This window comes from Pedococcus bigeumensis, assembly GCF_039531795.1.
Taxonomy (GTDB): Bacteria; Actinomycetota; Actinomycetes; order Actinomycetales; family Dermatophilaceae; genus Pedococcus; species Pedococcus bigeumensis.
On the sequence record NZ_BAAAQS010000005.1, the window covers coordinates 648,849 to 675,647 of the forward strand.

General features: G+C 72.2%; 22 protein-coding genes. 15 read left to right on the forward strand and 7 right to left on the reverse strand.

Annotation, left to right across the window (positions count from 1 at the left end; genetic code table 11):
* The first annotated feature begins 3 nt into the window (after positions 1 to 3).
* The 3 genes from ABD262_RS18695 to galK are packed head-to-tail and all read left to right on the forward strand — an operon-like array spanning position 4 to position 3,088.
* A complete protein-coding gene (locus tag ABD262_RS18695; protein ID WP_344139484.1) occupies positions 4 to 816 on the forward strand; it encodes a DeoR/GlpR family DNA-binding transcription regulator in 813 nt (270 codons plus the stop codon).
* Positions 813 to 1,928, forward strand: coding sequence for a galactose-1-phosphate uridylyltransferase (gene galT / locus ABD262_RS18700; RefSeq protein ID WP_344139487.1), 1,116 nt, complete (start codon positions 813 to 815; stop codon positions 1,926 to 1,928). The genes ABD262_RS18695 and galT overlap by 4 nt, the downstream gene beginning before the upstream one ends.
* Entirely contained in the window at positions 1,925 to 3,088 is a 1,164-nt protein-coding gene (gene galK, locus ABD262_RS18705; protein ID WP_344139490.1) for a galactokinase, read from the forward strand. Before galT ends, galK begins: the two co-directional genes overlap by 4 nt.
* A 72-nt stretch (positions 3,089 to 3,160) precedes the next feature.
* On the opposite strand, the gene ABD262_RS18710 is transcribed toward galK, so the two are convergent.
* Positions 3,161 to 3,964, reverse strand: coding sequence for an exodeoxyribonuclease III (locus tag ABD262_RS18710; protein ID WP_344139493.1), 804 nt, complete (start codon positions 3,962 to 3,964; stop codon positions 3,161 to 3,163).
* Between the two features lie 50 nt (positions 3,965 to 4,014).
* On the opposite strand from ABD262_RS18710, the gene ABD262_RS18715 reads away from it, so the two are divergent.
* The 4 genes from ABD262_RS18715 to ABD262_RS18730 all read left to right on the forward strand — a co-directional run bounded on the left by ABD262_RS18715 (position 4,015) and on the right by ABD262_RS18730 (position 9,986).
* Positions 4,015 to 5,586: a S10 family peptidase gene (locus tag ABD262_RS18715; RefSeq protein WP_344139496.1), complete on the forward strand. Its 1,572-nt coding sequence runs from the start codon at positions 4,015 to 4,017 to the stop codon at positions 5,584 to 5,586.
* A 451-nt stretch (positions 5,587 to 6,037) separates the two neighbouring features.
* Complete coding sequence (gene aqpZ, locus ABD262_RS18720; protein ID WP_344139499.1) at positions 6,038 to 6,829, forward strand: aquaporin Z; 792 nt, start codon at positions 6,038 to 6,040, stop codon at positions 6,827 to 6,829.
* Between the two features lie 233 nt (positions 6,830 to 7,062).
* Entirely contained in the window at positions 7,063 to 9,276 is a 2,214-nt protein-coding gene (locus ABD262_RS18725; RefSeq protein ID WP_344139501.1) for an NADP-dependent isocitrate dehydrogenase, read from the forward strand.
* Positions 9,277 to 9,491: 215 nt separating this feature from the next.
* Positions 9,492 to 9,986 carry a hypothetical protein gene (locus ABD262_RS18730; RefSeq protein ID WP_344139504.1) on the forward strand — a complete coding sequence of 165 codons (495 nt, stop codon included), beginning with the start codon at positions 9,492 to 9,494 and terminating at the stop codon, positions 9,984 to 9,986.
* 75 nt (positions 9,987 to 10,061) lie between these two features.
* Here ABD262_RS18730 and ABD262_RS18735 read toward each other — a convergent pair whose 3' ends face one another.
* Positions 10,062 to 11,072, reverse strand: coding sequence for a GNAT family N-acetyltransferase (locus tag ABD262_RS18735; protein ID WP_344139507.1), 1,011 nt, complete (start codon positions 11,070 to 11,072; stop codon positions 10,062 to 10,064).
* A gap of 180 nt (positions 11,073 to 11,252) precedes the next feature.
* Between ABD262_RS18735 and ABD262_RS18740 the strand changes: the two genes are divergently transcribed.
* Entirely contained in the window at positions 11,253 to 12,245 is a 993-nt protein-coding gene (locus tag ABD262_RS18740; protein ID WP_344139510.1) for a malate dehydrogenase, read from the forward strand.
* 130 nt (positions 12,246 to 12,375) lie between these two features.
* Here ABD262_RS18740 and ABD262_RS18745 read toward each other — a convergent pair whose 3' ends face one another.
* The 5 genes from ABD262_RS18745 to ABD262_RS18765 are packed head-to-tail and all read right to left on the reverse strand — an operon-like array spanning position 12,376 to position 17,580.
* The gene (locus tag ABD262_RS18745) at positions 12,376 to 12,645 is read right to left on the reverse strand and encodes a DUF3017 domain-containing protein (protein WP_344139513.1); all 270 of its coding nucleotides are present in this window, start codon (positions 12,643 to 12,645) and stop codon (positions 12,376 to 12,378) included.
* Positions 12,646 to 12,649: 4 nt separating this feature from the next.
* On the reverse strand, positions 12,650 to 13,522 hold the full coding sequence (locus ABD262_RS18750; protein ID WP_344139516.1) for a bifunctional methylenetetrahydrofolate dehydrogenase/methenyltetrahydrofolate cyclohydrolase: 873 nt from the start codon (positions 13,520 to 13,522) through the stop codon (positions 12,650 to 12,652).
* A 49-nt stretch (positions 13,523 to 13,571) separates the two neighbouring features.
* On the reverse strand, positions 13,572 to 14,984 hold the full coding sequence (locus tag ABD262_RS18755) for a YlbE family protein (protein WP_344139519.1): 1,413 nt from the start codon (positions 14,982 to 14,984) through the stop codon (positions 13,572 to 13,574).
* Positions 14,981 to 16,534 carry an AllF/FdrA family protein gene (locus ABD262_RS18760; protein ID WP_344139521.1) on the reverse strand — a complete coding sequence of 518 codons (1,554 nt, stop codon included), beginning with the start codon at positions 16,532 to 16,534 and terminating at the stop codon, positions 14,981 to 14,983. The genes ABD262_RS18755 and ABD262_RS18760 overlap by 4 nt, the downstream gene beginning before the upstream one ends.
* Positions 16,531 to 17,580, reverse strand: a complete 1,050-nt coding sequence (locus ABD262_RS18765; protein WP_344139524.1) for an oxamate carbamoyltransferase subunit AllH family protein — start codon at positions 17,578 to 17,580, stop codon at positions 16,531 to 16,533. The genes ABD262_RS18760 and ABD262_RS18765 overlap by 4 nt, the downstream gene beginning before the upstream one ends.
* An 89-nt stretch (positions 17,581 to 17,669) precedes the next feature.
* Here ABD262_RS18765 and ABD262_RS18770 point away from each other — a divergent pair, with 89 nt between their 5' ends.
* From ABD262_RS18770 to ABD262_RS18800, 7 genes are all read left to right on the forward strand, one after another.
* Positions 17,670 to 19,373, forward strand: coding sequence for a PucR family transcriptional regulator (locus ABD262_RS18770; protein WP_344139527.1), 1,704 nt, complete (start codon positions 17,670 to 17,672; stop codon positions 19,371 to 19,373).
* A gap of 321 nt (positions 19,374 to 19,694) precedes the next feature.
* Positions 19,695 to 21,176 (forward strand): uracil-xanthine permease family protein, encoded by a 1,482-nt coding sequence (locus tag ABD262_RS18775; protein WP_344139530.1) that lies wholly within the window; start codon positions 19,695 to 19,697, stop codon positions 21,174 to 21,176.
* Between the two features lie 112 nt (positions 21,177 to 21,288).
* A complete protein-coding gene (locus ABD262_RS18780) occupies positions 21,289 to 22,191 on the forward strand; it encodes an FAD binding domain-containing protein (RefSeq protein WP_344139534.1) in 903 nt (300 codons plus the stop codon).
* Positions 22,188 to 22,712, forward strand: coding sequence for a (2Fe-2S)-binding protein (locus tag ABD262_RS18785; RefSeq protein ID WP_344139537.1), 525 nt, complete (start codon positions 22,188 to 22,190; stop codon positions 22,710 to 22,712). Before ABD262_RS18780 ends, ABD262_RS18785 begins: the two co-directional genes overlap by 4 nt.
* Positions 22,709 to 25,249, forward strand: a complete 2,541-nt coding sequence (cutA, locus tag ABD262_RS18790) for an aerobic carbon-monoxide dehydrogenase large subunit (protein ID WP_344139540.1) — start codon at positions 22,709 to 22,711, stop codon at positions 25,247 to 25,249. Before ABD262_RS18785 ends, cutA begins: the two co-directional genes overlap by 4 nt.
* Entirely contained in the window at positions 25,246 to 25,863 is a 618-nt protein-coding gene (locus ABD262_RS18795; protein WP_344139545.1) for an SRPBCC family protein, read from the forward strand. Before cutA ends, ABD262_RS18795 begins: the two co-directional genes overlap by 4 nt.
* Positions 25,863 to 26,759 (forward strand): carbon-nitrogen hydrolase family protein, encoded by an 897-nt coding sequence (locus ABD262_RS18800; protein WP_344139548.1) that lies wholly within the window; start codon positions 25,863 to 25,865, stop codon positions 26,757 to 26,759. Before ABD262_RS18795 ends, ABD262_RS18800 begins: the two co-directional genes overlap by 1 nt.
* Positions 26,760 to 26,799 lie beyond the last annotated feature (40 nt).

Here is a 26,799-nt window from a genome sequence, read left to right on the forward strand (position 1 = left end):
GAGATGCTCGCGAGCCAGCGTCGCACCACCATCCTCGGGCTCGTCGAGGAGAGTGGCGCGGTTCGCGTGTCCGAGCTGGTCGAGCAGCTCGGCGTCTCCGACATGACCGTGCGGCGCGACATCGAGCAGCTCGCCGGGGAGGGCCTGGTCGAGCGGGTGCACGGCGGCGCCCTCGCGGTCGGCAGCCGCAGCAGCGAGGAGCCCGGCTTCACCGTCAAGTCCGGGCTGATGCACGCCCAGAAGGTCGCCATCGCCGAGACGGCCGCCCAGCTCGTCGAGCCGGGGGCGGCCATCGGGATCTCCGCCGGCACGACCACCTTCGAGTTCGCGCGGGTGGTCTGCTCCGTCCCCGACCTCACCGTGGTCACCAACTCGGTGCCCGTCGCCCAGCTGCTGCACGAGTCCGGGGCGCCCGGGCAGACCGTCGTCCTGACCGGCGGCGTCCGGACCCCCTCGGACGCGCTCGTCGGACCGGTGGCCGTCACGGCCCTGCGGATGCTCCACGTCGACCGCTTGTTCCTCGGCGTGCACGGCATGGACGCGCGGGCCGGCCTCACCACCCCCAACCTCGTCGAGGCGGAGACCAACCGCGCGATGGTCGAGACGTCCCGGCAGGTGTGCGTCCTGGCCGACCACACCAAGTGGGGCACCGTCGGCCTCAGCACCATCATCCCGCTCTCGTCGGTCGACCTCGTGGTCTCCGACGAGGGCCTCGGGTCGCGCGCCCGCACCGCCCTCTCCGAGGCCGGCGCCGAGGTGACCATCGCCCACCCCTCCCGCACCCGGCTCGACCGATCCCGACGAGGAAACCCATGAACCTGACCCGCACCAGCCGTCGGCTCGCGGACGGTCGGGAGATCATCTACTTCGACGACACCCCGGACGCGCCCCCGCGCACGGCCGAGGACCAGCGCCCCCTCGGGGAGCGCGCGCTCTCGGGCGAGCTGCGCCACGACGCCCTCGTGGGCGACTGGGTGGCCGTCGCCGGGCACCGGCTCAACCGGACCTTCCTGCCGCCCAAGGACGAGTGCCCGCTGTGCCCCACGGGCACCGGCAGCGTCCCCTCCGAGGTGCCGGAGGCGGCCTACGACGTCGTGGTGTTCGAGAACCGGTTCCCCTCCTTCGCGCCGGTCTCGGACCACCACCCCGACGACGGTGCGACCGACGACCTCGACCGCACTGCACCGGCCCTGGGACGGTGCGAGGTGGTCTGCTTCACCAGCGACCACGACTCGACCTTCGCCGACCTCTCCCCCAGCCGGGCCCGCACCGTCATCGACGTGTGGGCCGACCGGACGGCCGAGCTGGGCGCGCTTCCCGAGGTGGAGCAGGTCTTCTGCTTCGAGAACCGCGGCCAGCAGATCGGCGTCACCCTGCACCACCCCCACGGCCAGATCTACGCGTATCCCTATGTGCCGCAACGCTCCGCGGCCATCCTGGCGCAGGCGACGGAGCACCACGCCCGCACCGGACGGCTGCTCGGGGCCGACATCCTCGCCGCGGAGCTCGAGGCGAAGGTCCGGATCGTCGCCGAGAGCGAGCACTGGGTGGCGTACGTCCCCTTCGCGGCGCGCTGGCCGGTCGAGGTGCACCTGGCGCCGCGGCGCGACGTCCCCGACCTGCCGTCCCTCACCCCTGCGGAGCGCGACGACCTGGCCTCGGTCTACCTCGACCTGCTGCGACGGCTCGACCGCTACTACGTGACGAAGGACGGCAGCCCGATCCGGCTGCCCTACATCGCCGGGTGGCACCAGGCCCCGAGCAGCCGGGGGCGCGAGGTGTCGCGCCTGCACCTCCAGGTGATGTCGGTCCTGCGCTCCCCGAAGAAGCTGAAGTACCTGGCCGGCTCGGAGTCCGGGGTTGGTGGCTGGGTGAACGACGTCCCACCGGAGCAGATCGCGGAGCGCCTGCGGGACGTGGCCCTGTGACCGCCGACCACGCGGCCGAGCTCTTCCGTTCCACCTTCGGCGCCGAGCCCTCGGGGGTGTGGTCGGCGCCCGGGCGGGTCAACCTGATCGGGGAGCACACCGACTACAACGGTGGCCTCTGCCTGCCGATCGCGCTGCCGCAGCGCACCTTCGCGGCCGTACGCCGGCGCGACGACGACGTCGTGCGCGTCGTGTCGGCGCAGGCCGACGGCCTGGTCGAGGTCTCGCTCGGAGCCGTCGGTCCCGGAAACCCGAGTGGGTGGGCCGCCTACGTCGCAGGGGTGCCGTGGTCACTGCGCGGCGCCGGGTATGCCGTGGGCGGGCTCGACGTGGCCGTCGACGGCCGGGTGCCGCTCGGCGCCGGACTGTCCAGCTCGGCCGCGCTGGAGTGTGCCGTGGTGGCGGCGGCGTCCGACCTCCACGACCTGGGGCTCCTTGCCTCCGCGTCGGGACGGTCCACGCTCGCCGCCGTGTGCGTGGAGGCCGAGAACGCCGTCGCCCAGGCCCCCACCGGGGGGATGGACCAGTCAGCCGCGCTGCTCGCCGAGGAGGGCCATGCCCTGCTCCTCGACTGCCGCGACCACAGCACCGAGCAGGTGCCGTTCGACCTGGCCGCCCACGGGCTCGCCCTGCTCGTCATGGACACCCGCGCCGAGCACGCGCTCGTCGACGGCCAGTACGCCGAGCGCCGCGACTCGTGCGAGCAGGCAGCCCGGGAGCTGGACGTGGCCAGCCTGCGCGAGGTCTCCGCGGACGACCTTGCGGAAATCCTCCCCACGCTGTCCTCGGACCTGCTCCGACGCCGGGCGCGACACGTCGTCACCGAGATCGAGCGGGTGCGCCAGGCGGTCGGAGCGCTGCGGAACGACGACTTCCAGGCGGTGGGCCGGCTCTTCCTCGAGTCGCACGCCTCGATGCGTGACGACTTCGAGATCTCGGTCGCCGAGCTCGACACCGCGGTCGACGCAGCGGTCAGGGCCGGAGCCCTGGGCGCCCGGATGACCGGCGGCGGGTTCGGCGGGTCGGCCATCGCCCTCGTGCAGGCGGACGCGGCAGAGGCCACCATCACGGCCGTGGAGAAGGCCTTCGCCGACAGCGGCTTCGGTGCACCCGACTGCTTCGTGGTCACCGCCTCCGGGTCAGCCGGCCGCGACGCCTGACCGACCCCGCCCGGGGTGGTCGCACCTGGTCGGCTCCGCGACGACCCGCCCGTCGCGAACCCGGTGGCCGGCTCAGCCCAGGTCGTAGTCGACCACCACTGCCGCGTGGTCCGACCAGCGCAGGTCGTAGGCCGCCGCACGGCCGACCGAGGCGGTCGCGGCCCGAGCCGCCAGGGGGCGGCTCGCCAGCTGGTAGTCGATCCGCCAGCCCGCGTCGTTGTCGAAGGCCTTGCCGCGCCAGGACCACCACGTGTAGGGACCCGGGCCCGGCCCGTGCGCCGCCCGGTGCACGTCGACCCAGTGCCCGGCCGCGAACCAGCGGTCGAAGCGGTCGCGCTCCTCGGGCAGGAACCCGGACTTGCGCAGGTTGCCCTTCCAGTTCTTGAGGTCGTCCTCGCGGTGGGCGACGTTGAGGTCTCCGGTGACGACGGCGAGCGACCCCGAGGAGGTCCAGGCGTCGAGGCGCGAGCCGATGGCGTCGAGGAAGCGCAGCTTCTGCTCCTGGCGCGGGGTGCCGGCGTCACCGGTGTGGACGTAGGTCGAGACGACGGTCACGGTCCCGGCCGGCGTCTCGAGGTCGGCCTCGACCCAGCGCCCGGTGCCGTCGAACTCCGCCGGACCGACCGCGACCTGCACCCGTGACTGGGGCTGCCGGCTGACCACGGCGACGCCGGCGCGACCCTTCGACTCAGCCTCGGTGTGTGCGACGTGCCAGTCACCGAAGCCACCGAGCTCGAGGCACTCCCGGAGCTGGTCGTCCGTGGCGCGCACCTCCTGCAGGCACAGCACGTCGGGCTGCTGCTCGGCCAGCCACGTCATCCCACCACGGCGGGCGGCGGCACGAATGCCGTTGACGTTCGCGGAGACCAGTCGCACCCGGCCATTCTCCGTGCCAGCGCCCGGTGACCCGCACTAGGGTGCCGACCATGCCCGACGAGACCCCGCAGACCTCCCCTGCGCCCACGACCCCGGCCGAGTCCTCCCCGCTCCCGGTGGGTGGCGCGGCCGGCGCGGCAGGCGGCAGGCCCAACGCCGAGGCCCCTCCCGTGCCCCCGAAGGACGACCTGGTGACCACGCGGCACACCCTCAAGATCGGGCGCCGCACCCTGCGCTACACGGCCACGGCCGGGCGGATCGTGATGCGCTCGGAGGTGTTCGAGGACGGCGTCTTCAAGGGACACCAGGCCAAGGCCGAGCTCGGCGTCACCTCCTACGTCCTCGACGCGCCGGCCGGCACCCGTCGCCCCGTGACGTTCGCGTTCAACGGTGGTCCGGGGTCCAGCTCGGTCTGGCTCCACCTGGGGCTGCTCGGACCACGACGGGTCGACTCGGGCGACGTCGGCCGGCTCACGCCCCCGCCCTACGACCTCGTCGACAACACCGAGAGCCTGCTCGCCGTCTCCGACCTCGTCTTCATCGACCCCGTCTCGACCGGCTACTCGCGCGCCGTCGAGGGTGGCAAGCCGAAGGAGTACCACGGGTTCAAGGCCGACATCGAGAGCGTGGGCGAGCTCATCCGCCTGTGGACCACCCGCCACAACCGCTGGCTGTCGCCGAAGTTCATCGCCGGCGAGTCCTACGGCACGATCCGTGCGGCCGCCCTCGCCGAGCACCTGCAGACCCGCCACGGGCTCTACGTCAACGGCATCATGCTGATCAGCTCGGTGCTCGACCTGGCCACGGTCGACTTCGAGTTCCGCAACGACCGCGCGCACGTCGACTACCTGCCGACCTACGCCGCGACGGCGCACTTCCACGGCAAGCACGGGCGCAAGTCGCTCAAGACGGTGCTCGCCGAGGCGGAGGAGTATGCCGCGCGCGACTACCCGTGGGCCCTGTCGCGGGGGTCGCGGCTGACGGCCGCGGAGCGCGCCGAGCACGTCGGCCGCCTCGCCGCGCTGACCGGACTGTCACCGGACTACGTGGACCGCGCCGACCTCCGGATCGAGCACGTCCGCTTCTTCACCGAGCTGCTGCGTGACCGCGGCCTGGCGGTGGGCCGCCTCGACTCGCGGTTCACCGGGCCCCTGGTCCACGGCAACGCGGAGACCTGGGACGCCGACCCGTCGATGGACGCGATCAGCGGTCCCTACGCTGCCGCCTGGAACCACTACGTGCGGGACGAGCTCGACTACCGCAACGACCTGCCCTACACCCAGCTCTCCGAGCTGGCCTCGACCGACTGGTCGTTCAAGGAGTTCGAGGGCAAGCCGGTCGACGTCAGCGCACAGCTCGCCCGGGCCATGCGCGGCAACCCCCACCTCAAGGTGCACATCGCCTACGGCTACCACGACGGGGCGACGCCCTACTACGGGGCGGAGGACGTCGTGGCACACCTGGAGATCCCGGAGTCGCTGCGCGGCAACATCGAGCACGCCTACTACGAGGCCGGCCACATGATGTACGTCCACGAGCCCAGCCGGCTGCAGCAGTCCAAGGACCTCGCGGCGTTCGTCGAGAGGTCCAGCGCCCAGGGGTCCAGCGGGGCGGACGACTGAGCCCGGCCCTGGGCCGGTCGAGGGGCGCGCACCGGCGGTCGGGGGCCTGTCGACCAGCCGTCGAAGGGCGGCTGCCGCCGACTTCGGCATCCCTGCTGCCGAAGTAGACCGCGCCGTCGGGTGGTCCGTGGGGCACGGCACCGGGGGCCCGGTGCGAGGTGCCGGACCACGGCGGCCGTCCCTGCACCCGGCCAGCCGTGACCCTGACCTGAAGGTAGGTGACCGTCTCCCGGCGCCTCGGCAGATCGCCGGAACCCGGTGTCCGTTTCGCGGCATGCGCCCGGTCTGCGGCCACGCTTCGGACGGTTCCGACGAGGCCCTCATCGTCCCTTCGGCGGAGGGTCGGCGGCCCGGAGCCCTCAGGGTGTCGCACATGTGCAAAGCCGCCGAGTGCGGGAGAGTGGTCACAGCCTGGGCCGGGTGGCCCCCTGTCGCACAAGGAGAGCCGCGCATGCGCACACCTGCATTGACCTCACGTCTGGGCGCCGAGGCGCTCGGCACCTTCTGGCTCGTCTTCGGCGGGTGCGGCAGCGCCATCTTCTCGGCGAAGTACCTGGCGCCCAACGTCGTGACCGGCCAAGCGGTCCAGCTGGGCATCGGCTTCCTCGGCGTCGCCCTCGCGTTCGGCCTCACCGTGCTGACGATGGCGTATGCCGTGGGGCATGTCTCGGGTGCGCACTTCAACCCCGCGGTCACGATCGGGGTCGCGGTGGCCAAGCGGTTCCCCTGGCGGGACGTCCCGGCCTACCTCGCCGCCCAGGTCGTGGGCGGCCTGCTCGCCGGGCTGGCGCTGTGGGGCATCGCCCGCGGCGTCTCCGGCTTCGACGCCACGGGCAACCTCGCGGCCAACGGCTACGGCGACCACTCCCCCGGCGGCTACACGCTGGTCGCGGTGCTGTGCGCCGAGGCGATCCTCACCGCCTTCTTCCTCTACGTCATCCTCGGCGCGACCGACGACCGGGCCCCGACCGGCTTCGCCCCGATCGCGATCGGCCTCGCCCTCACCCTGATCCACCTCATCTCGATCCCGATCAGCAACACGTCGGTGAACCCGGCCCGCTCCACGGCGGTCGCCTTCTTCAACGGCAACGGTGCCCCGGCCCAGCTGTGGGCCTTCTGGGTCGCGCCGATCGTCGGGGCCGTGATCGCCGGCGCCACCTACCACCTGGTGACGGGCGTCGACCGCCGCGACGAGGACATCACCGGCGTGGTCGACCCCGAGGACCTCAAGCCCACCACCTGAGGACGACCCGCGCTGGCTGACCGCGCCGGCCGACGCCGGCGCCGCCCACCTGCACGGCCAGAGGCCCCTACCCGGATCCGGGTGGGGGCCTGCTGCCTGCGGGGCTTGCGCAGGTATCTTGATATCAAGATACTGTGGTGACGACCGAGGACGGTGGCCCGTCGGGCCGATAGCCTGAACACCGTCCTCGCAGCCCGACACCCGGACCCCCACCTCAGGAGAGAGTCGCCTCCATGGCCAAGATCATCTACACGCTGACCGACGAGGCGCCCATGCTGGCGACCTACTCCTTCCTCCCGGTGATCGAGGCGTTCGCCGGCACCGCCGGTGTCGACGTGGAGACCCGCGACATCTCCCTGTCCGGCCGGATCATCGCCGCGTTCGACGACCTGCTTCCCGAGGGGCAGCGGATCGGCGACGCCCTCGCCGAGCTCGGTGAGCTGGCCACCACCCCCGAAGCCAACATCATCAAGCTGCCCAACGTGTCGGCGTCCCTCCCCCAGCTCAAGGCCGCCATCGCCGAGCTGCAGGCGAAGGGCTACGCGCTGCCCGACTACCCCGACGAGGCGACCACCGACGAGCAGCGCGACGCCCGCGCCCGCTACGACAGCGTCAAGGGCAGCGCCGTCAACCCTGTTCTGCGCGAAGGGAACTCCGACCGCCGCGCTCCCGCCGCGGTCAAGAACTACGCGCGCAAGCACCCCCACTCGATGGGCGCCTGGAGCCCCGACTCGAAGACCAACGTCGCCACCATGGGCCAGGACGACTTCCGGTCCAACGAGCAGTCCGTGGTGATCCCGGCGGCCGACACCCTGACCATCCAGCTCGTGACCGACGCCGGCACGACCGTGCTGAAGGACGGCCTGACGGTCCTCGAGGGTGAGGTCGTCGACTCGACCGTCATGCGCGTCGCGGCCCTCGACGCCTTCCTGGCCGAGCAGATCGCCCGTGCCAAGCGCGAGGACGTGCTCTTCTCGGTGCACCTCAAGGCCACGATGATGAAGGTCTCCGACCCGATCATCTTCGGCCACGTGGTCCGGGCCTTCCTGCCCGACGTGTTCGCCCGCTACGGCGCAGACCTCGCCGCGGCCGGCCTGTCCCCCAACAACGGCCTCGGTTCGATCATCGACGGCCTGTCGGCGCTCGGTGACCAGGGCGCGGAGATCAAGGCCGCGATCGACCAGGGCCTGGCAGACGGCCCCCGGCTCGCGATGGTGAACTCCGACAAGGGGATCACCAACCTGCACGTCCCGAGCGACGTCATCGTCGACGCCTCGATGCCGGCCATGATCCGCACGTCCGGCCACATGTGGGGCCCGGACGGCGCCGAGGCCGACACCCTGGCCGTCATCCCCGACAGCTCGTACGCCGGTGTCTACCAGGCCGTCATCGACGACTGCCGCGCCCACGGCGCCTACGACCCGACCACGATGGGCTCCGTCCCGAACGTCGGCCTGATGGCCCAGAAGGCCGAGGAGTACGGCAGCCACGACAAGACCTTCGAGATCGCGGAGGCCGGCACCGTGCAGGTGGTCAACGCGGCCGGCGACGTGCTGATGTCCCACGACGTCCAGCCCGGCGACATCTGGCGCGCCTGCCAGACCAAGGACGCCCCGATCCGCGACTGGGTCAAGCTCGCCGTCACGCGCGCCCGGGCCTCCCGGACCCCGGCGGTCTTCTGGCTCGACGAGTCGCGCGCCCACGACCGCAACCTGATCGAGAAGGTCAACGCCTACCTGCCGGAGCACGACACCGAGGGTCTCGACCTCCAGGTCATGGCACCGGTCGACGCAGCGACGTTCTCGGTCGAGCGGATCCGCAAGGGCGAGGACACCATCTCGGTCACGGGCAACGTGCTCCGCGACTACAACACCGACCTCTTCCCGATCCTCGAGCTCGGCACCAGCGCGAAGATGCTGTCCGTGGTGCCGCTGATGAACGGCGGCGGGCTCTTCGAGACCGGTGCCGGCGGGTCGGCCCCCAAGCACGTCCAGCAGCTCGTCCAGGAGAACTACCTGCGCTGGGACAGCCTCGGTGAGTTCCTCGCGCTCGCGGAGAGCCTGCGCCACATGGCCACCACCACGGACAACGCGCGGGCCGAGGTGCTGGCCGACACCCTCGACCGGGCCACCGAGCGCCTGCTCAACGAGAACAAGGGTCCGGCCCGCAAGGTCGGCCAGATCGACAACCGTGGCAGCCACTTCTACCTCGCGCTGTTCTGGGCCCACGAGATCGCGACCCAGACCGCCGACCCGGAGCTCGCCGCCTCGTTCACCACCGTGGCCGACACGCTCGCCGCGAAGGAGGCGACCATCACCGAGGAGCTGCTGGCGGTGCAGGGTCACCCTGCCGACATCGGGGGCTACTACCGCCCCGACGAGGCCAAGACGGCTGCGGTGATGCGTCCGTCCGCGACCTTCAACGAGGCCCTGGCCGCCCTGCGCTGACCTCTCCAGAGCGAGCGGTATGCCGCGTGGTCTGCTGACCACGCGGCATACCGTCTACGCAACGTGCCCGAGGCCCGTGGGGGCGGGCGGTCCTACCGTGGTGGGTGGCCAGCCAGGCGTCCGCACCACCTCGACTCGACCTGCCACGGGCCGTCGGCACGCGGCATGCCCGTCTCATCACCAGAGGAATGCCCATGAAACGACTACTAGCGCGCATGGCCGCACTGGCGCTCGGCGTTGCATCAGTCCTGCTACTCGCCCCGTCGGGCGCGCAGGCCACCGGAAACGGCTCGCTCGACGTCTACCAGCTGGAGATGTCCTACAACTGCAACACCAAGGCCTTCTGTGGCAGCGATCTCGGGGGTTTCTGGGCCTGGGCAGAGCTCGACCGCAACCCGGTCACCGGAGCTACGTCCGGAGAGCTCGACGGTGCGGGTTGTGCACACGGTGAGTTCAGCGGCGCGGTGAGCGTCAAGGCCGAGATCACCCGCTGGTGGGTGGCACCCGGGAGCGCCGGACCGACCACGCTCTTCACGGACGAGGTCGACACAAGCCGGTTCCGCGGCCAGGTCGACGTCGAGACGCTCACGGCCAACGACACCGGGGTGAACTTGGTGCCCGGGCACCAGACTGCCACGTCCGTCTTCGGGTTCAGGCCGCCTCCCGGCGTGGCCATCCAGATCCAGATCGCCTACAAGCCTGCACACTGACACTTGAGGGAACTGCTGCGCCCCGCATCCACCAGGACCCGGGGCGCACGCACCTCAGGGCGGCGGCCCGCCCCCTCATGGTGGGTCCAACCGCAGCTTGAACCCCTCGTGCGACGCCGTGAACCCCAGGCGTTCGTAGAACCGGTGGGCGTCGCCGCGGCTCTTGTCGGTCGTGAGCTGGACCAGCGCGCAGCCCCTGCGGGCCGACTCGTCCACGGCCCAGCGGATCATCTGCTCACCCAGCCGCCGGCTGCGGTGGCTCGCCGCCACCCGCACCGCCTCGACCTGCCCGCGCATCGCGCCGCCCCGCGACAGCCCGGGGATGAAGCTCAGCTGCATGGTGCCCACGACCACGCCGCCGTCGTCGAGCACCACGAGCAGCTGCGACGGGTCCGCGTCGATCGCCGCGAAGGCCCGCAGGTATGCCGTGAGGTCCCGGGGGTCCTCGCGGCTCGCCCCGAGCTGGTCGTCGGCGATCAGGGCGACCACGGCCCGCACGTCGTCCGCTGTGGCCCTGCGCAGCGTCACGTCACCCGGCTGGAGGACCGCGAGCGGCCCGGGTGCGGCCGCACCCGCAACGCAGGCACGGCCGCCGGGCACGGCGGCATACCCGTCGCCCTCGAACCTGGTCCGCCCGTCGAACGCGAGGGCCGTCGCCAGCTTGCGTCGCGAGTTGGGGGCCAGGCCCTCGGGCAGGGCGTCGACGGCGAACCAGCCCACCTCGGTGGACTCGTCGTCGTTGACCCGCGCCTCACCCGAGTCGTAGCGCGCGAGGAAGCACAGGTCGGCGTACTGCGCGCGGTCGCCGTTGGGGTAGGTGACCTCGGGCTGCGTCCACACCCCGGCCAGCGCCTCGATCCGGGCGACCACGCCGGTCTCCTCCTCGATCTCGCGCAGCAGTCCGTCGGCCGGTTGCTCACCGGGCTCGAGGATGCCGCTGACCAGGCCCCAGCGACCGTTGTCGGAGCGCCGCGCCAGCAGCACCCGGCCACGTCCGTCGCGGACGACGGCGGTGACTCCCGGCATCCACAGCAGGTCGTGCCCCAGCCGTTCGCGCAGGGCCAGGACGAAGTCGGGCGTCGGCATGCCCCGACCCTAACCACCCCCGATGCGGTCGCTGCAGCCCTGCTAGCGTCGGTGCCGCAGGGACCGCAACCTCAGCAACCACCCGGGGAAGCAACCGTCGAGAGCAACCTTCGACAGCGACCTCAGGACCAGCGTCCCTCGCCACCAGTCGCCACCCCCATCAAGAGTGAAGGGCCCACCGTGAGCACTACTCCCGTCAAGGTCGCCGTCACCGGCGCCGCCGGCCAGATCGGCTACAGCCTCCTCTTCCGGATCGCGAGCGGTTCGCTCTTCGGCCCGGACACCCCCGTCGAGCTGCGGCTCCTCGAGATCACCCCTGCCCTCAAGGCGCTCGAGGGTGTCGTCATGGAGCTCGACGACTGCGCCTTCCCGACGCTGGCCAAGGTCGAGATCGGTGACGACGCGGAGAAGGTGTTCGACGGCGTGAACCACGCCCTGCTCGTCGGCGCGCGTCCGCGTGGACCGGGGATGGAGCGCGGTGACCTGCTCGAGGCCAACGGCGGCATCTTCGCCCCCCAGGGCAAGGCCCTGAACTCCGTCGCCGCGGACGACATCCGCGTCACCGTGACCGGCAACCCGGCCAACACCAACGCGCTCATCGCGATGAGCAACGCCCCCGACATCCCGAAGGAGCGCTTCTCCGCGCTGACCCGGCTCGACCACAACCGCGCGATCAGCCAGCTGGCCGCCAAGACCGGCGCCTCGGTCACCGAGATCACGCACATGACGATCTGGGGCAACCACTCCGCCACGCAGTACCCCGACCTGTTCCACGCCGAGGTGGGTGGCCGCAACGCGGCCGAGCTGGTCAACGACGAGGCGTGGCTGGCCGACACCTACATCCCGACCGTGGCCAAGCGGGGCGCGGCGATCATCGACGCCCGTGGCGCCTCCTCCGCGGCCTCGGCCGCGTCGGCCACCATCGACCACGCCCGCGACTGGGCGCTCGGCACGGCCGAGGGCGACTGGGTCTCGATGTCGGTGTGCTCCGACGGCTCCTACGGCGTGCCGGAGGGGCTGATCTCCTCGTTCCCCGTCACCACGAGCAACGGCGACTGGCAGATCGTCCAAGGCCTGGAGATCAACGACTTCTCCCGCGCCCGCATCGACGCCTCCGTCAAGGAGCTCGAGGAGGAGCGCGACGCCGTCCGCGGCCTCGGGCTGATCGGCTGACCCGGGCCAACGGCCTCCGCCACGGCAGACCTGAGAGCGGCCGTCCCCCATGGGGGGCGGCCGCTCTCGCGTGGGCCGGACGGCCCGGTGGACGACCCGGTGGAAGCCCGGCGGACGACCCCCGGCGCAGTCAGCCGCGCGGCTTCAGGTCGAGCACGGAGGTGATGAACGCGAGGGCGACCCCGAGGATGGCCATCGTGGCGACGTCGACGCCCCGCGAGCGCACGGCGAGCCCGCCGCTGCGGGCGGTCGGCAGCACGAGCCGCAGCACCGCCGCCAGACCCAGCCCGGCGGCGATCGTGTAACCGGCCGCGCGCACCTCGTCGAAGGCGAACAGGACCACACCGGCCAGGAGCACCGGGGCGGCAACCCACCACCAGCCCAGGCGCGGAGCGGTCACCGGGTCAGGCCGAGGTCTCGGCGAGCTGGCGCTCGGCGGCCGCCACGATGTTGGACAGCAGCATCGCGCGGGTCATCGGTCCGACCCCGCCCGGGTTCGGGCTGACCCAGCCGGCCACCTCGGCGACGTCGTCCGCCACGTCACCGGCCACCTTCGACTTCCCGTCCTCGGCGACGATCCGGCTCACGCCGACGTCGAGCACGGCGGCTCCCGGCTTGACCATGTCGGCCGTGATGAGGCCCGGCTGACCCGCGGCGGCGACCACGATGTCGGCCTGCCGCACCTCGGCGGCGAGGTCTCGCGTGCCGGTGTGGCAGAGCACCACCGTGGCGTTCTCGCTGCGCCGGGTCAGCATCAGCCCGAGCGGGCGGCCGACGGTGATGCCGCGACCGACCAGGGCCACGCGGGCACCGGCGATCGGCACGTCGAACCGGCGGAGCAGCTCGATGCAGCCGGCCGGGGTGCAAGGCAGCGGGGCCTCCTTGCCGAGCACCAGCCACCCGAGGTTCGTGGGGTGCAGGCCGTCGACGTCCTTGGTCGGGTCGACCCGCGAGAGCAGCGCGAACTCGTCGAGCCCGGTCGGCTGCTGCACGAGGAACCCGGTGCAGCCGGGGTCGGCGTTGAGCTCGTCGATGACGGCCTCGACCTCGGCCTGCGTCGCGGTCGACGGGAGGTCGCGGCGGATGCTCGTGATGCCGATCTCGGCGCAGTCCTTGTGCTTGGCGTTGACATACCACTGGCTCCCGGGGTCCTCCCCCACCAGCACCGTGCCGAGCCCGGGGACGATGCCGTGCTCGCGCAGCACGTCCACCCGCCCGCGGAGCTCGTCCTTGATGGTCGCCAGGACCGCTTTGCCGTCGAGGATGCGTGCCGTCACGGTCGCCCATCCTGCCACGCCGGGTCGGCGCCTCCGTACCGGCGGGGCGTCACCCCGCGCGCGGCACCGCCGCCGCGAGCGCGGCGATCGCCTGCGTGAAGCACTCGGCGGGCGGCGTGACGAGGCCGGCGCCCACCTGCCCGGTGCCGGCGACCCGTCCGGCCATGCCGGTGTTGATCTGGGGCAGGATCGCGGTCCGCGCCACCGCGGAGACGTCGATGCCGGTCGGCGTGCCCCGGAACTCCAGGATGGGCACCTGGTATGCCGTGTGCTCACCGACCGTGATCTCGTACATCGTGCGCGTGGCCCGCAGGGCGAGCGGCACGTCACCGCCGACGAACTTCACGATCGCGGGGGCCGCGGCCATCGCGAAGCCACCGATACCGGCCGTCTCGGTGATGGCCGAGTCGCCGATGTCGGGGTTGGCGTCGTCAGGTCCGTAGGACCCGAGGAACAGCCCCTCGGGCGTGTTCGCCGGCCCGGTGAACCACTGGTCGCCGGTGCCTGCGGTCCGGATGCCGAAGTCGGTGCCGTTGCGGGCCATCGTGGTGACGACCGTCGAGCCCGGGATGCCTTCGGCCGCCAGCGTCGACAGCTTGCACGCCGGCATACCCAGGTTGAGGAAGAAGTGCTCGTTCGCGCCGGAGAAGCGCACCGCCTCGGCGATGTCGCTCGCCGACCCGTCGGCGGTGATCAGGGTGGGCAGCAGCTCGCGCAGGAGCATCAGCGAGCCGGCCCGGTTGCGGTTGTGCCCCTCGTCACCCATCTGGAGCATCTGGCTGATGATCGACTTCACGTCGATCGGGCCGGCGGCGCGAATCGCCTGCTGCAGCAACGGTCCGAGCACCGAGTTCATCCAGTGCAGCCGGTCGATGACCTCAGGGCCGTAGGCGCCGTAGCGCAGCACCTTGCCGAGTCCCTCGTTGAGGGAGCACCACGACGTGTGGTCGTGCACCTCGTCGAGGAGCTCGTAGACCCACATCGAGGGCGAGACGACGCCTGCCATCGGGCCGACGGCGTCGCGGTGGTGGCACGGTTCGAGCTCGACGTCGCCGCGGCCAAGGGCCGCCTCGGCCGCCTCGGGCGTGTCGGCCATCCCCTCGAAGAGCATCGCGCCGATCAGCGCTCCCCGCAGCGGACCCGAGGCCCGCTCCCACTCGATCGGGGGGCCCGCGTGCAGGAACGTCCCGCGCTCCAGCCCGAGCGCCTCGCTGGCCGGTCGCACGTCGACGAAGTCCGCGCCCGCTGCCGTCATCCGCTGCCAGGCCAGCTCGTTCGCCTCCCGACGGCGGGGGTCTGCCGCCACGCGGGCGAGGTGGGGTGCGGTGCCCTCGAGCGGTGGCTGCCAGTCGGTCTCGGTCACCTCGACGGCCTGGTCGCGCAACGCGTCAGCGAACATCGACGCTCCTGCCGTGGCGAGCACCGGATCGGCCTGCAGGAGCCCGCGCAGGGGTGAGGTCATCGGGTCGCTCCGTCGTGGTCGGCGCCGAGGAGGGCGAGCGCATGCCTCGTCGCCTCGGCGTTGGAGAGGTGGACGGCCGCCCCGGCCGCGGACAGCCGGGCGCCGCTCGCGTCCAGCCCCTGGGGGTCGCCGCGGGTGCCGGTGAGCGAGACGACCACCGGCAGCTCACGCCCCGCCGCCGTCGCCACGGCCCGGGCATCACGGATCGCGTGGGCCAGCTCGGGAGCCGGGTCGGGGTGCGCGCCGTGGCCCAGGACCAGGTCGAGCAGCAGCACGCCACACGACGGGTCGGCGCCCTCGGCGGCGATCCGCTCGAGCCGCAGCGTCGGGTCGATCATCGGGTGCGCCCGACCCCGGGTCAGCTCGTCGGCACCGAAGTCGATGACCACGTGGGTGTCGGCGCGCAGGTCGGTGCCGAGCGCCAGCTCCGGCGACAACGGGATGTTGGACCTGATCTCTGCGCCGCCCAGCTCCCGGGCGGCGACGAGCATCGCCTCGTCGGCCAGCGTGCCGCCACAGAACAGACCCCGCAGGTACCTCCCGTGGTTCGGAAGATCGCCCGGGTCCTGGCCCGGCAGATCTTCCGAGGAAGCGACCTGCAGGGGCTCCCACGACGGCCAGGCCGGGACCTCGCGGCCGAGCGAGCGCAGGAACGTCGCGACGGCGGCCGTGAGGTCGGGCCGCCCGGCCCCCAACGTCGCCCAGTGGACCGGCTTGCCGACCCCCGCGGCATACTCCTCCAACGCGGTGAGCACCTCGGCGGCCGGTGGCTTCGAGACGACGAGGATGGACCCGGTCGCCTCGTCGGCCGCGAGCGCGGCGAGCGCCTGGCGGGTGGATCGCCCACCGACCGCCGCCGAGAGGTCACGGCCCCCGACGCCCAGGCAGTGGCTGACGCCCACCCCTGCGGCATCGAGGAGCGCCATCACCTGTTGGGCCCCGGTGCCCGAGGCGGCGACGATGCCGACCGGCCCGCGTTCGACGACGTTGGCGAAGCCGAGCGCGACACCGCCCACGACGGCGGTGCCGCAGTCGGGGCCCATCACGAGGACGTCCTGCTCGGCGGCCGCGTCCTTGAGCCGGACCTCGTCCTCGACGGGCACGTTGTCGGAGAAGACCATCACCGAGACGCCTTGGGAGATGGCGTCGAACGCCTCCACGGTGGCGTGCTGACCGGGCACCGACACGAGCGCGAGGGTGGCGCCGCCGGCGCGGACCGCGCGGCCGAGGGTGCGCGGGGGCGGGGCCTCGCCGAAGCCGCCTGCACCCGAGCCCGCCGACCGCAGCCCCGCCAGGGCGGTGTCGAGGGCGGCCAGCCCCGCCGTGACCCCGTCGGCGTCGTCGGCCCGGATGGCCACGACGAGGTCGTTGGGCTGCACGCCCGGTGGCACGGCGAACCCCATCGCGCCGATGACCTCGAGGTTGAGCTCAGTGGCCATCGCCACCTGCGCGGCCGACACCCCACTCGCGTCGGCGACCTGCCGCGACACCTGCATCAGGCTCACCGAGTCGTGGTAGGCGCCGCTGCGCACCTCGAGGTGGTCGGTCACGGCAGGCTCCTCGGGATGGCGGGTACGGGGGTCGCGGGGGTCGCGGGGGTCGCGGGGGTCGCGGTCGGGGCGAGGAAGAGGGGCGCGGTCGAGGCGGGTACGGGGGTCGCGGCGGAGGCGGGCACGGGGGCGGCTGCCGGGGCGAGCACGAGGTCTGGCGCGGCCAGGGCGTCGAGGCAGCCGGCAAGACCGCCGAGCAGGTCGGCGCCCGAGGTGTGGCCGATCGCGAGCACCGCCCGCACCGCGTCGGCGACCGTGCCCTGCTCATCGCGGCGGGAGGAGCCGAGCGAGGCGAGGACCTCGAGCAGCCTGGTGACCGGCGCGGCGGCATACCCGTCGGCGGCCTCGCGCAGCAGCGACGCGGACAGGCTCGTCGTCGTGGCGAGACGGGGCTCGACCGCGCGCCAGAGCTCGTCGACCAGGGCGGGGGTGCCGCGTCGGTGCAGCCGCAGCCCGAGGAGCACACCGCACAGCACGTCGTCGCCGCTCGGCGTGAGTCCTGGTCCTGCCCCGACCAGCGTGCCCACCCGACCGGCGAGGCCGGCTGGCGTGCAGTCGCCGTGCAGGAGCACCTCGGTGACCGCGCGGGCCGGCGGACGCCACGGCAGGGGCAGGGTCGCGAGGTGCCCGCTGTCGAACCCATCGAACCCATCGAACCCATCGACCCCCTCGGACCCGTCGGCCCCGTCGGGCCCGTCGGGTCCACACACCCCGTCGGCCGCGCGCGGCGCGGGCCGGGGGGTCCAGGTCCGGACGGCCCGCACGGTGACGCCGGGCAGCCGGACGTCACCGCCGCCGACCATGACCGGGTCGCCCGGCTGCGCTCCCCAGCCCACCGTCGGGAGCCTGGCGGCCACCATGAGCGCGGTCGGGAGGCGCAGGCCGTCGCGCGTCACGACCGGAAGGACGTCGGCGTGCCCGCCGGCCTGGAGGTAGAGCGCGGTCGGGAACACCGCCAGGACCGTGGCGCTGCGCGGCGCTCCGTGCACGAGCCGGGCGGACCGCAGGGAGACGGCGGCCGGCCAGGTCGCGGCTGACCGTGTCATCGCCGACCTCCTCCCGCGTACTCGCCTCGACCCGTCGGAAATCACCCGACTGACGCAGCGACGCTATCGAGTGCGATTACAGTCACCTCATGGTGAATGTTGCCAAGGATGGCGGCCTGGTTGACGCGGAGTTGCCATCGGTCGGTGCGCCCGCGCCCAGCCGCGACCTCGTCGGCGGCGTGAGCCTCGACGGGCTGCTCACGCTGCCGTCGCTGGCCGGCACCGAGCTGGTGCACGGGCCCGACGGGCTGCTCCCCGGCGTCCTGCGGGCCTCGCTGCTCGGCGCCTCACCCGACCCCCGCCACCACCTCGTCTGCAGCGACGCCGAGACCGTCGAGGCGTGGGAGGCGGCCGGCCAGGACCCGCTCGAGCAGAGCGCCCTCGACGGCGCCGCGGCCCTGGTCATCGCCGGGGGCTCGGCGAAGCAGGTCGGTCGGTGGCGGGCACGCGCGACCGAGGTCGGCCTCCCGCTCGTGCTGGCCCCGCACACGGTCCGGGCCGAACGCGTCGTCACCGAGGTGCTCGGGGCGGTCCTCGACCAGCAGTCGGGCATCCTCGAGCGCGTCGAGGAGGCGCACCAGATCCTCGTCGGGGTGGTGCTGGCCGGTGGCGGACTCGAGGACCTGTGCCAGCGGCTGGCCGGGTTCCTCGGCGGCGCGGCCATGGTGACCAGCAGCGACGGCCGGGTGATCGCGCAGGCCGGGAGCGACGCCGACCTGGGGGCCGCCCTGTCCCTCGACTGCTTCGACCGCACCGGCCGGCTGATCACCGAGCACGAGCCGGTGGGCATCCGCCCGAGCACCGGCCCCCAGGCGCGGCGCGCCATGGTGCGGATCGCGGCCGGCAACCTCAACCACGGCCTGCTGGCGGCCTTCGTCGGCGACCGCGCGCTGACCGCCGACGACGTCCACCTCCTCGAGCGGGCGGCCACCGTCGCGGCGCTCGCCATCACCAAGGAGCAGGCCGTCTCGGCGGTGGAGAGCAAGTACCGCGCCGAGTTCCTGCGCGACGCCCTGGCCGGACGCGCCGGCACACCCACCGAGGCCGTGGCGCACGCGGCGGCGCTCGGGTGGGACATCGACCGCCGCCTCGTGGTGGTCGTGGCGGAGACCGACGAGGACGACGCGCACTCCTCCCGGCCGCCGGAGGAGGTGGGGGTCCTGCAGGAGCGCTTCGCCCGCGCCTGGAACCAGGCCATGGCCGTCCGTGACCCCCGCGCCCCGGTGATGGGGTTCAGCCAGGAGGTGGTGGCCCTCTGCGGCGTGCCCGAGGGCGCCGACACCGAGTCGATCATGCGCACCGTCGCCGAGATCGTGCGCGTGATCAGCGGCATCGGCGGGGGTGGCCGGCGCACCTTCTCGACCGGCGTCTCCCGCCCCGTCGAGTCCGTGGCCGACCTGCCGCAGGCCTACGAGGAGGCCCTCTCGGCCGTCAGTGTCGGACGGCAGCTGCACGGCGACTCCGCCGTGACGCACTTCGACGGCCTCGGCGTCTTCCGGCTGCTCGCCCTGATCCCTGACAGCGCCGACCTGCGCCGGTTCGTCGACGAGGCCCTGGGGCCGCTGTCCACCGACGACTCGGCCGAGAACGCCGACCTGCGCAGGACCCTGTCGATCCTCATCGACACCAACATGAACGTCGCCGAGACCGCGCGCCAGCTGTTCTTCCACTACAACACGCTGCGCTATCGCATCGTGAAGCTCGAGAAGATGCTCGGCCCGTTCACGACCGACCCCCAGCTGCGGCTCAAGCTCGCCCTCGCGCTCAAGGTGCACCAGATGCGCGGCATCTGACCGCGCGGGTGCCGCGGGCGAGCCCCGTGGGTATGCCGCGCGTGAGCCACGTGGGTGTGCCGCGCGTGAGCCCTGTGGGTGTGCCGGCGGGGAACGAAGCTGCCGCGCCCTCTGGCGGGAGGGACGCGGCACAGTCCATTGCACTCCTGCGGGACCCGGAATGCGAGCGCGCCACTCCGCATACTCTGCCGAAAGGCGCGCCGGGCTCGATATCAACAATTGCCCAATGCAGCGGGCGGTGGGGCCGCTAGTTTTCGCCTATCCCGGAAGGGACCGTGGGCCACGCCGGCTGGGTGGCCACGCCGTGGAGAAGGAGTCCGCATGTCACTGGGCCTGGGTTGGAAACTGCACGGAGACGGCAACCTCTCCGGACCGGACGACGTCGTCGCCCCGGACGAGCGCCTCGGGTGGGGCAAGACCGTCGGGCTGGGGGCGCAGCACGTCGTCGCCATGTTCGGGGCGACCTTCGTCTTCCCGCTGATCATGGGCCTCAACGCCCAGCTCGCGATCATGATGAGCGGTATCGCGACGATCGCCTTCCTGCTGATCGTCCAGGGCAGGGTCCCCAGCTACCTGGGCACCTCGGCGTCGTTCGTCGGTGCGGTCGTGGCGATCCGGGCCCAGGAAGGCGCGACCTCCGCCACGGTCACCGGCGCCATCCTCGTCGCCGGTGTCGTGCTGGCGCTGGTCGGGCTGCTCATCCACTTCCTCGGCTCGGCGGTGCTGCACACGGTGCTGCCGCCCGTGGTCACCGGCGCGGTGGTCATGCTGATCGGCTTCAACCTCGCCCCCGTGGTGGCCAACATCTACTGGCCCCAGGACCAGTGGGTCGCCCTGCTGGTCATGACCTTCGTCATCATCTGCGCCGTGGCGTTCAAGGGCTTCGTCGGACGCATCGCCATCTTCCTCGCGCTGATCTTCGGCTACGTCCTGTCCTGGCTGTTCGACAAGGCCTTCGGGCAGATCACCGCCTACGACGCGGGCGCCGGCAAGATCACGACCCACTTCCGCACCAACTTCCAGGGCGTCAAGGACGCCGCCTGGTTCGGCTTCCCGCCGCACACCGAGATCGTCGCCGGCAAGGAGATCGTGGGCTGGCACGCCCCGTCGTTCTCGATGGCGGCCATCCTGCTCGTGATCCCCGCCGTCATCGCCCTCATCGCCGAGAACACCGGACACGTCAAGGCGGTCGCCGAGATGACCAAGACCGACCTCGACCCGGTCATGGGTCGGGCCATCGCGGCCGACGGTGTCGGCACCGTCCTCGCCTCTGCCGTCGGTGGGTCGCCCACGACGACCTACGCCGAGAACATCGGGGTGATGGCGGCGACCAGGGTCTACTCGACCGCGGCCTACTTCGTCGCCGCCTTCGTCGCGATCCTGTTCGGGCTGTCGCCGAAGTTCGGCGCGCTCGTCGCGTCCACCCCGGGCGGCGTCCTCGGCGGGATCACGGTCGTGCTCTACGGCATGATCGGGCTGCTCGGCGCCAAGATCTGGAAGGAGAACGGCGTCGACTTCGCCAACCCGATCAACCTCGTGCCGGTCGCAGCCGGCATCGTCATCGGCATCGGCAACGTGACGCTGAAGTTCTCCGACAGCTTCTCGCTCACCGGGATCGCGCTGGGCACGATCGTGGCCATCGCGGCCTACCACCTCGCCAAGGCGCTCGCCCCCCGCGAGCTGCGTGACCGGGCCGCAGCGGCGGGTGTCCCCGGTGGCACCGTGCTCACCGTCGGCGGCACCGAGACCTACGGCGACAGCGACGGGATCGACGACCTCTACCAGGGCGACGAGCGACGCTGACCCCTCCCGACGACCCGTGGGCCCCCGATCGAGGTCGGGGGCCCACACCCGTTTCGACCCGACACCGCACCACGACCTTTCGCCCATCGACTCCAGACGGCAGGATCAGTCCGTGAAGCCAGCCCCCTTCGTGCACCACGCACCGCGCTCCGTCGCGGAGGCGGTGTCCGTGCTGGCGCGGGTCGGCCACGACGGCAAGGTGCTCGCGGGCGGCCAGAGCCTGATCCCCATCCTCAACATGCGGCTCGCCTCGCCGGCCCACCTCGTCGACATCAACCTCGTCGCAGGGCTCGCCGACGTCGTCGTGAGCGACACCGAGGTGCGGATCGGTGCGCTCGTGCGCCACGCGCAGCTCGAGCACCACGCCGAGGCGTATGCCGCGTTGCCGCTGCTGCGCCAAGCCCTCGTCAACGTCGCCCATCCCGTGATCCGCAACCGCGGCACCACCGTCGGCTCGATCGCGCACGCCGACGCCGCCGGCGAGATGCCCGCCGTGCTCGCCCTCACCGAGGGCGTCGTCGAGGCGGTGTCGGCGGCAGGCCCACGGGAGATCGCGGTCGCCGACTTCTTCGAGGGGGCGCTGGAGACCTCCCTGGCCGCCGACGAGCTGGTGGTGGGTGTGCGGTTCCGCCGCTTCGCGGCCGGCACGGGCACGGCCTTCATGGAGCGAGCCCGTCGCCACGGCGACTACGCCATGGCCGGGGTGGCTGCGGCCGTGCGGGTCGAGGACGGCGTCGTCGCGGACGCGCGGCTGTCCTTCGTGTCCGTCACGGACGTGCCCCTGACCCTCGACGTCACCCCCGCCTTCGTCGGCCAGGAGCCCGAGGCCGTCGACTGGTCCTCGGCGGCCGACCTCGTCGACGGGGCCATCGAGCCCGACGGTGACATCCACGCCACTGCGGCCTACCGCGCCATGCTCGCGGCGGAGCTCTCGCGGCTCACCCTTGCGTCGGCTGCTGCTCGATCCGTTGCCCTGCAACACCTTCCGTCCGAGAGCGAAGGACCCGCCGCATGACCGAGCCCAGCGTCGACGCCACGACCGAGGAGCTGCTCGACCTCACGGTGGTGGTCAACGGCGTGCCGCGTCACGCCAAGGCTCCCGCGCGCCGGCTGCTGTCCGACTTCCTGCGCCACGACCTGCGGCTGACCGGCACCCACGTGGGGTGCGAGCACGGGGTGTGCGGAGCGTGCACGGTGCTGGTCGACGGCCAGCCGATGCGGTCGTGCCTGATGTTCGCCGTGACCGCCCAGGCCCACGAGGTGACCACCGTCGAGGGGCTCGGCGCGATCGACTCGATGGGTCCGGTGCAGCAGGCGTTCATCGAGTGCCATGGACTCCAGTGCGGGTTCTGCACCCCGGGCTTCCTCACCACCATCACGGCCTACCTCGAGGACCACCCGCACCCCACCGCCGACGAGGCGCGCGAGGCGATCTCGGGCAACCTCTGTCGCTGCACCGGCTACCAGAACATCGTGAAGTCGGTGCTCCGCGCCGCGGAGCTCCGCGCCGAGCGCGCAGGCGAGGCGAGGCCATGACCACCCAGATGTTCGGGGCGCCGGTCCGGCGACGCGAGGACCCCCGGCTGGTGACCGGCGGCGGGCGCTACCTCGACGACCTCGGCCACACCGCCCTGGCGGCGGCGTTCGTCCGCAGCCCGCACGCCCACGCCCGCATCGTCGACATCGACGTGGACGACGCGCTCGACGTCGACGGGCTGGTCGGCATCTGGACCCACGAGGACCTCCCCGGCCGCGTCGGCGAGCCCCTCCCGCTGCTCATCCCCCACCCGACCCTCACCCACGGCCGCACCCAGTACGCGCTGGCCCGCGACGAGGTCAACTACGTGGGCGAAGCCATCGTCATGGTCGTGGCCCGCGACCGCTACGTCGCCGAGGACGTCTGCCAGCGGATCAGGGTCGACTTCGAGCTGCTGACCCCGGTCGTCGGCATCGCGAACGCCCGTGACGGGGCGGCGCTGGTCCACGACGACGTGCCGGGCAACGTCGCCTGCCGGATGCTCCAGGAGGTCGGCGACGTCGACGCCGCCATCGCCGCGGCACCGCACACCCTCGAGCTCGACCTCGACATCGAGCGCAGCGCCTGCATGCCGATGGAGGGCAAGGGGGTGCTGGCGCGCTGGGACTCCGACAAGGGCGAGCTGCGGATCTTCTCCTCGACCCAGACCTCGACCGGGGTGCGGGCAGCGGTCGCGGCCAAGCTCGACCTGCCCCTGGCGAAGGTCGAGTGCATCGCTCCAGACGTGGGTGGCGGTTTCGGGGTCAAGATCAACCACCCCTGGCCGGAGGAGGTCCTGATCCCTTGGGCCGCAAGGCTTCTCAACCAGGAGGTGAAGTGGACCGAGGACCGGCGTGAGCACTTCGTCTCGAGCGCGCACGAGCGCGGACAGCTCCAGCAGGTCCGGGTCGGCTTCGACGACGAGGGTCGTGTGCTGGGGCTCGACGTGAAGTTCTGGCACGACAACGGCGCCTACACGCCCTACGGCATCATCGTCCCGATCATCACGTCGACCCAGCTGCTGGGGCCGTACAAGCCCGGCGCCTACCGCTGCGAGTTCTGGTCGCTCTACACCAACACCGTCCTCGTCACGCCGTACCGCGGTGCGGGGCGGCCGCAGGGGTGCTTCGCCATGGAGCGCACCATGGACGCGATCGCCGACCGCCTCGGCCTCGACCGTGCCGAGGTCCGCTCGCGCAACTTCATCCTCCCGAGCGAGATGCCCTACGACCACGGGCTGCTGTTCCAGGACGGGCGCCCGCTGAGGTACGACTCCGGCGACTTCCCGGCCAGCCTCGCCAAGCTCAAGGCCTTGGTCGGCTGGGACGACTTCGCCGCCTACCGCGAGCAGGCCGAAGCCGAAGGGCGGAAGGTCGGCCTCGGGATCGGCTGCTACGTCGAGGGCACCGGCGTCGGCCCCTACGAGGGCGGCCACATCCAGATCGAGACCAGCGGCCGGGTCAACGTCTCGACCGGCCTCACCTCACAGGGACAGGGTCACGAGACGTCGTTCGCGCAGATCGTGGCGCAGGAGCTCGGGGTGTCGATCGAGGACGTCTTCGTGACCACCGGCGACACCCGCCGGATGCCGTATGCCGTGGGCACGTTCGCCTCGCGGGCGGCAGTCATGAGCGGCAACGCGATCGCCCTGGCCGCCCGCAACGTGCGCGCCAAGGCCCTGCGGATCGCGGCCGACGCGCTCGAGGTGTCGGCCGAGGACCTCGAGATCGTCGACGGCGACATCCGGGTGAAGGGCGCCCCCGACACCCACATGTCGCTCGGCACGGTCTCGGTGATGTCCAACCCACTGCGCTACGCGTTCGACGAGGCAGCCAAGGCAGCCACCCAGTTCGCCGGCAACGCCGACCCGTCCAAGCCCCCGGTCGCCGACGACGACGAGCCCGGGCTCGAGGGCAAGGACTTCTACTCCCCCACCCAGGCGACCTTCGCCAACGGCATGCACGCGGCGATCGTCGAGACCGACCCCGTCACCGCCGAGGTGAAGATCCTGCGCTACTGCGTGATCCACGACTGCGGCACCATGATCAACCCGATGATCGTCGAGGGCCAGGTGCACGGAGGCGTGGCCCAGGGCGTCGGCGGGGCGCTCTACGAGCGGATGGCCTACGACGACTCCGGCCAGCTGCTCAACGCCAGCTTCATGGACTTCCTGATGCCCTACGCCTCGGAGGTCCCCCACATCGAGACCGACCACCTCGAGACGCCGTCACCGCTGAACCCGTTGGGGATCAAGGGCGCCGGCGAGGCCGGCTGCATCCCGGTCAGCGCGGTCATCGCGTCGGCGATCTCCGATGCCGAGGGGTTCGCGATCACCTCCATGCCGATCTCGCCGGTCGAGCTCTGGGAGCTGCGCCGGCGCCACGCCCGTGGCGAGATCCCCTCGCTGGCACGCACCCGGCATACCCCGGCCAGGGCGTCGGCACCGGTCGCACCTGCCTCGTCGTCGTCGGCACCGGTCGAGTCCAGACCGTCCGCACCCGCTCCATCCGCACCCGCTCCTTCCGCACCGTCCACGCCCTCCCGGGAGGCACCATGAAGATCTCCGGCACCGCAGCGCTGAAGGCGACCCCGCAGCAGGTGTGGGACGCCTTCCACGACCCCGAGGTGCTCGCCCGTTGCCTCCCTGGCTGCGAGTCGCTCACCCAGGTCGGGCCGGACGAGTACGCCATGACGGTGACCGCCGGGGTGGCCGCGATCAAGGGCACCTACGACGGCAAGGTCGCCCTGATCGACCCCAGGCACCCGGAGCAGTTCACGATGAAGGCGCAGGGTGCTGGAGGACCCGGCACCGTGGACGCCGACGTGGTCGTCCGCCTGGCCGTGTCGGCCGTGGGAGGGACCGAGCTGTCCTACGACGCCGACGCGGCGGTCGGCGGCATGATCGGTGGCGTCGGCCAGCGGATGCTCTCGGGCGTGACCCGGAAGATGGCCGGGCAGTTCTTCGTGGCGGTCGATGACGACATCGCCGGGGTGCGCAAGGAGAAGAAGGCCAAGCCGGTGGAGGTGCCTGCGGGACCGCGGCCGCTCGAGGCCGTCGGCACGTCGACGGCCGGCCGTGGCGGGCCGCGTGACTTCGGCTGGGGCGTCCTGACCGGCGGGGCCGTCGCGCTCGCCGGGGTTATCGTGGGATGGCTGATCGGAGGACGATGATGCGCGCATTCACCGCTGCTGCCATCCAGCTCGCGCCCGTGCCGGGGCCCCTGTCCCCTGAGTCGGTGCGCAAGAACCTCGACAAGTGCGTCGACTTCACCCGGCGCTGTGTCGACGCGACCGGTGCCGAGCTGGTCGTGCTCCCCGAGTCGGCCACGACGGGGTTCACCCCCGACTGCCCGGTCGAGGAGCTGTGGGACCTCGTGTCCGAGATCCCCGGGCCCGTCACCGAACCCGTGCAACAGGTCGCGAAGGACCTCGGGGTGTATGCCGTGCTGGGCACCTACGAGCGTGGCCCCGAGCGCGGCGTCGTCTACAACTCCTCGGTGCTGGTCGGCCGCGACGGCGAGGTGCTCGGCGTCTACCGCAAGACCCACCCGTTCTGCACCGAGCACGTCGACGGAGGCGGCTGGGTCACGCCCGGCAACACCGTCACCGTGTGCGACACCGACCTCGGGCGGATCGGCATGATCATCTGCTTCGACGGCGACTACCCGGAGCTCACCCGCATCCAGGCCGTGCAGGGGGCCGAGGTGATCTGCCGTCCGAGCGCGCTGCTGCGGTCGGCCGACATCTGGGAGCTGACCTCGCGGGCGCGGGCCTACGACAACCACGTGTTCGTCGTGGGGGCCAACGCCACGGGGACCGACCCGGCCGGGGTGCTCTACTTCGGCAACTCCCACATCGTCACGCCCACCGCGCACATCGTGGCCAAGGCGGCGTCCCACGAGGGATGGGTGTCAGCGGTGCTCGACCCGGCCACCGCCCTCTCCTCGCTCACCCCCGGCTCCAACATCAGCCAGGGCTTCGACCACCTGCGCGACCGCAACCTCGACCTGATCCGCGCCCACCGCGACGAGCTCGAGCGCCCCGCGGAGACGTCCTTCCCCCACTGACCCACCCCGCAACCCGTGGCGCTGGTGGCACGAAGGCGCC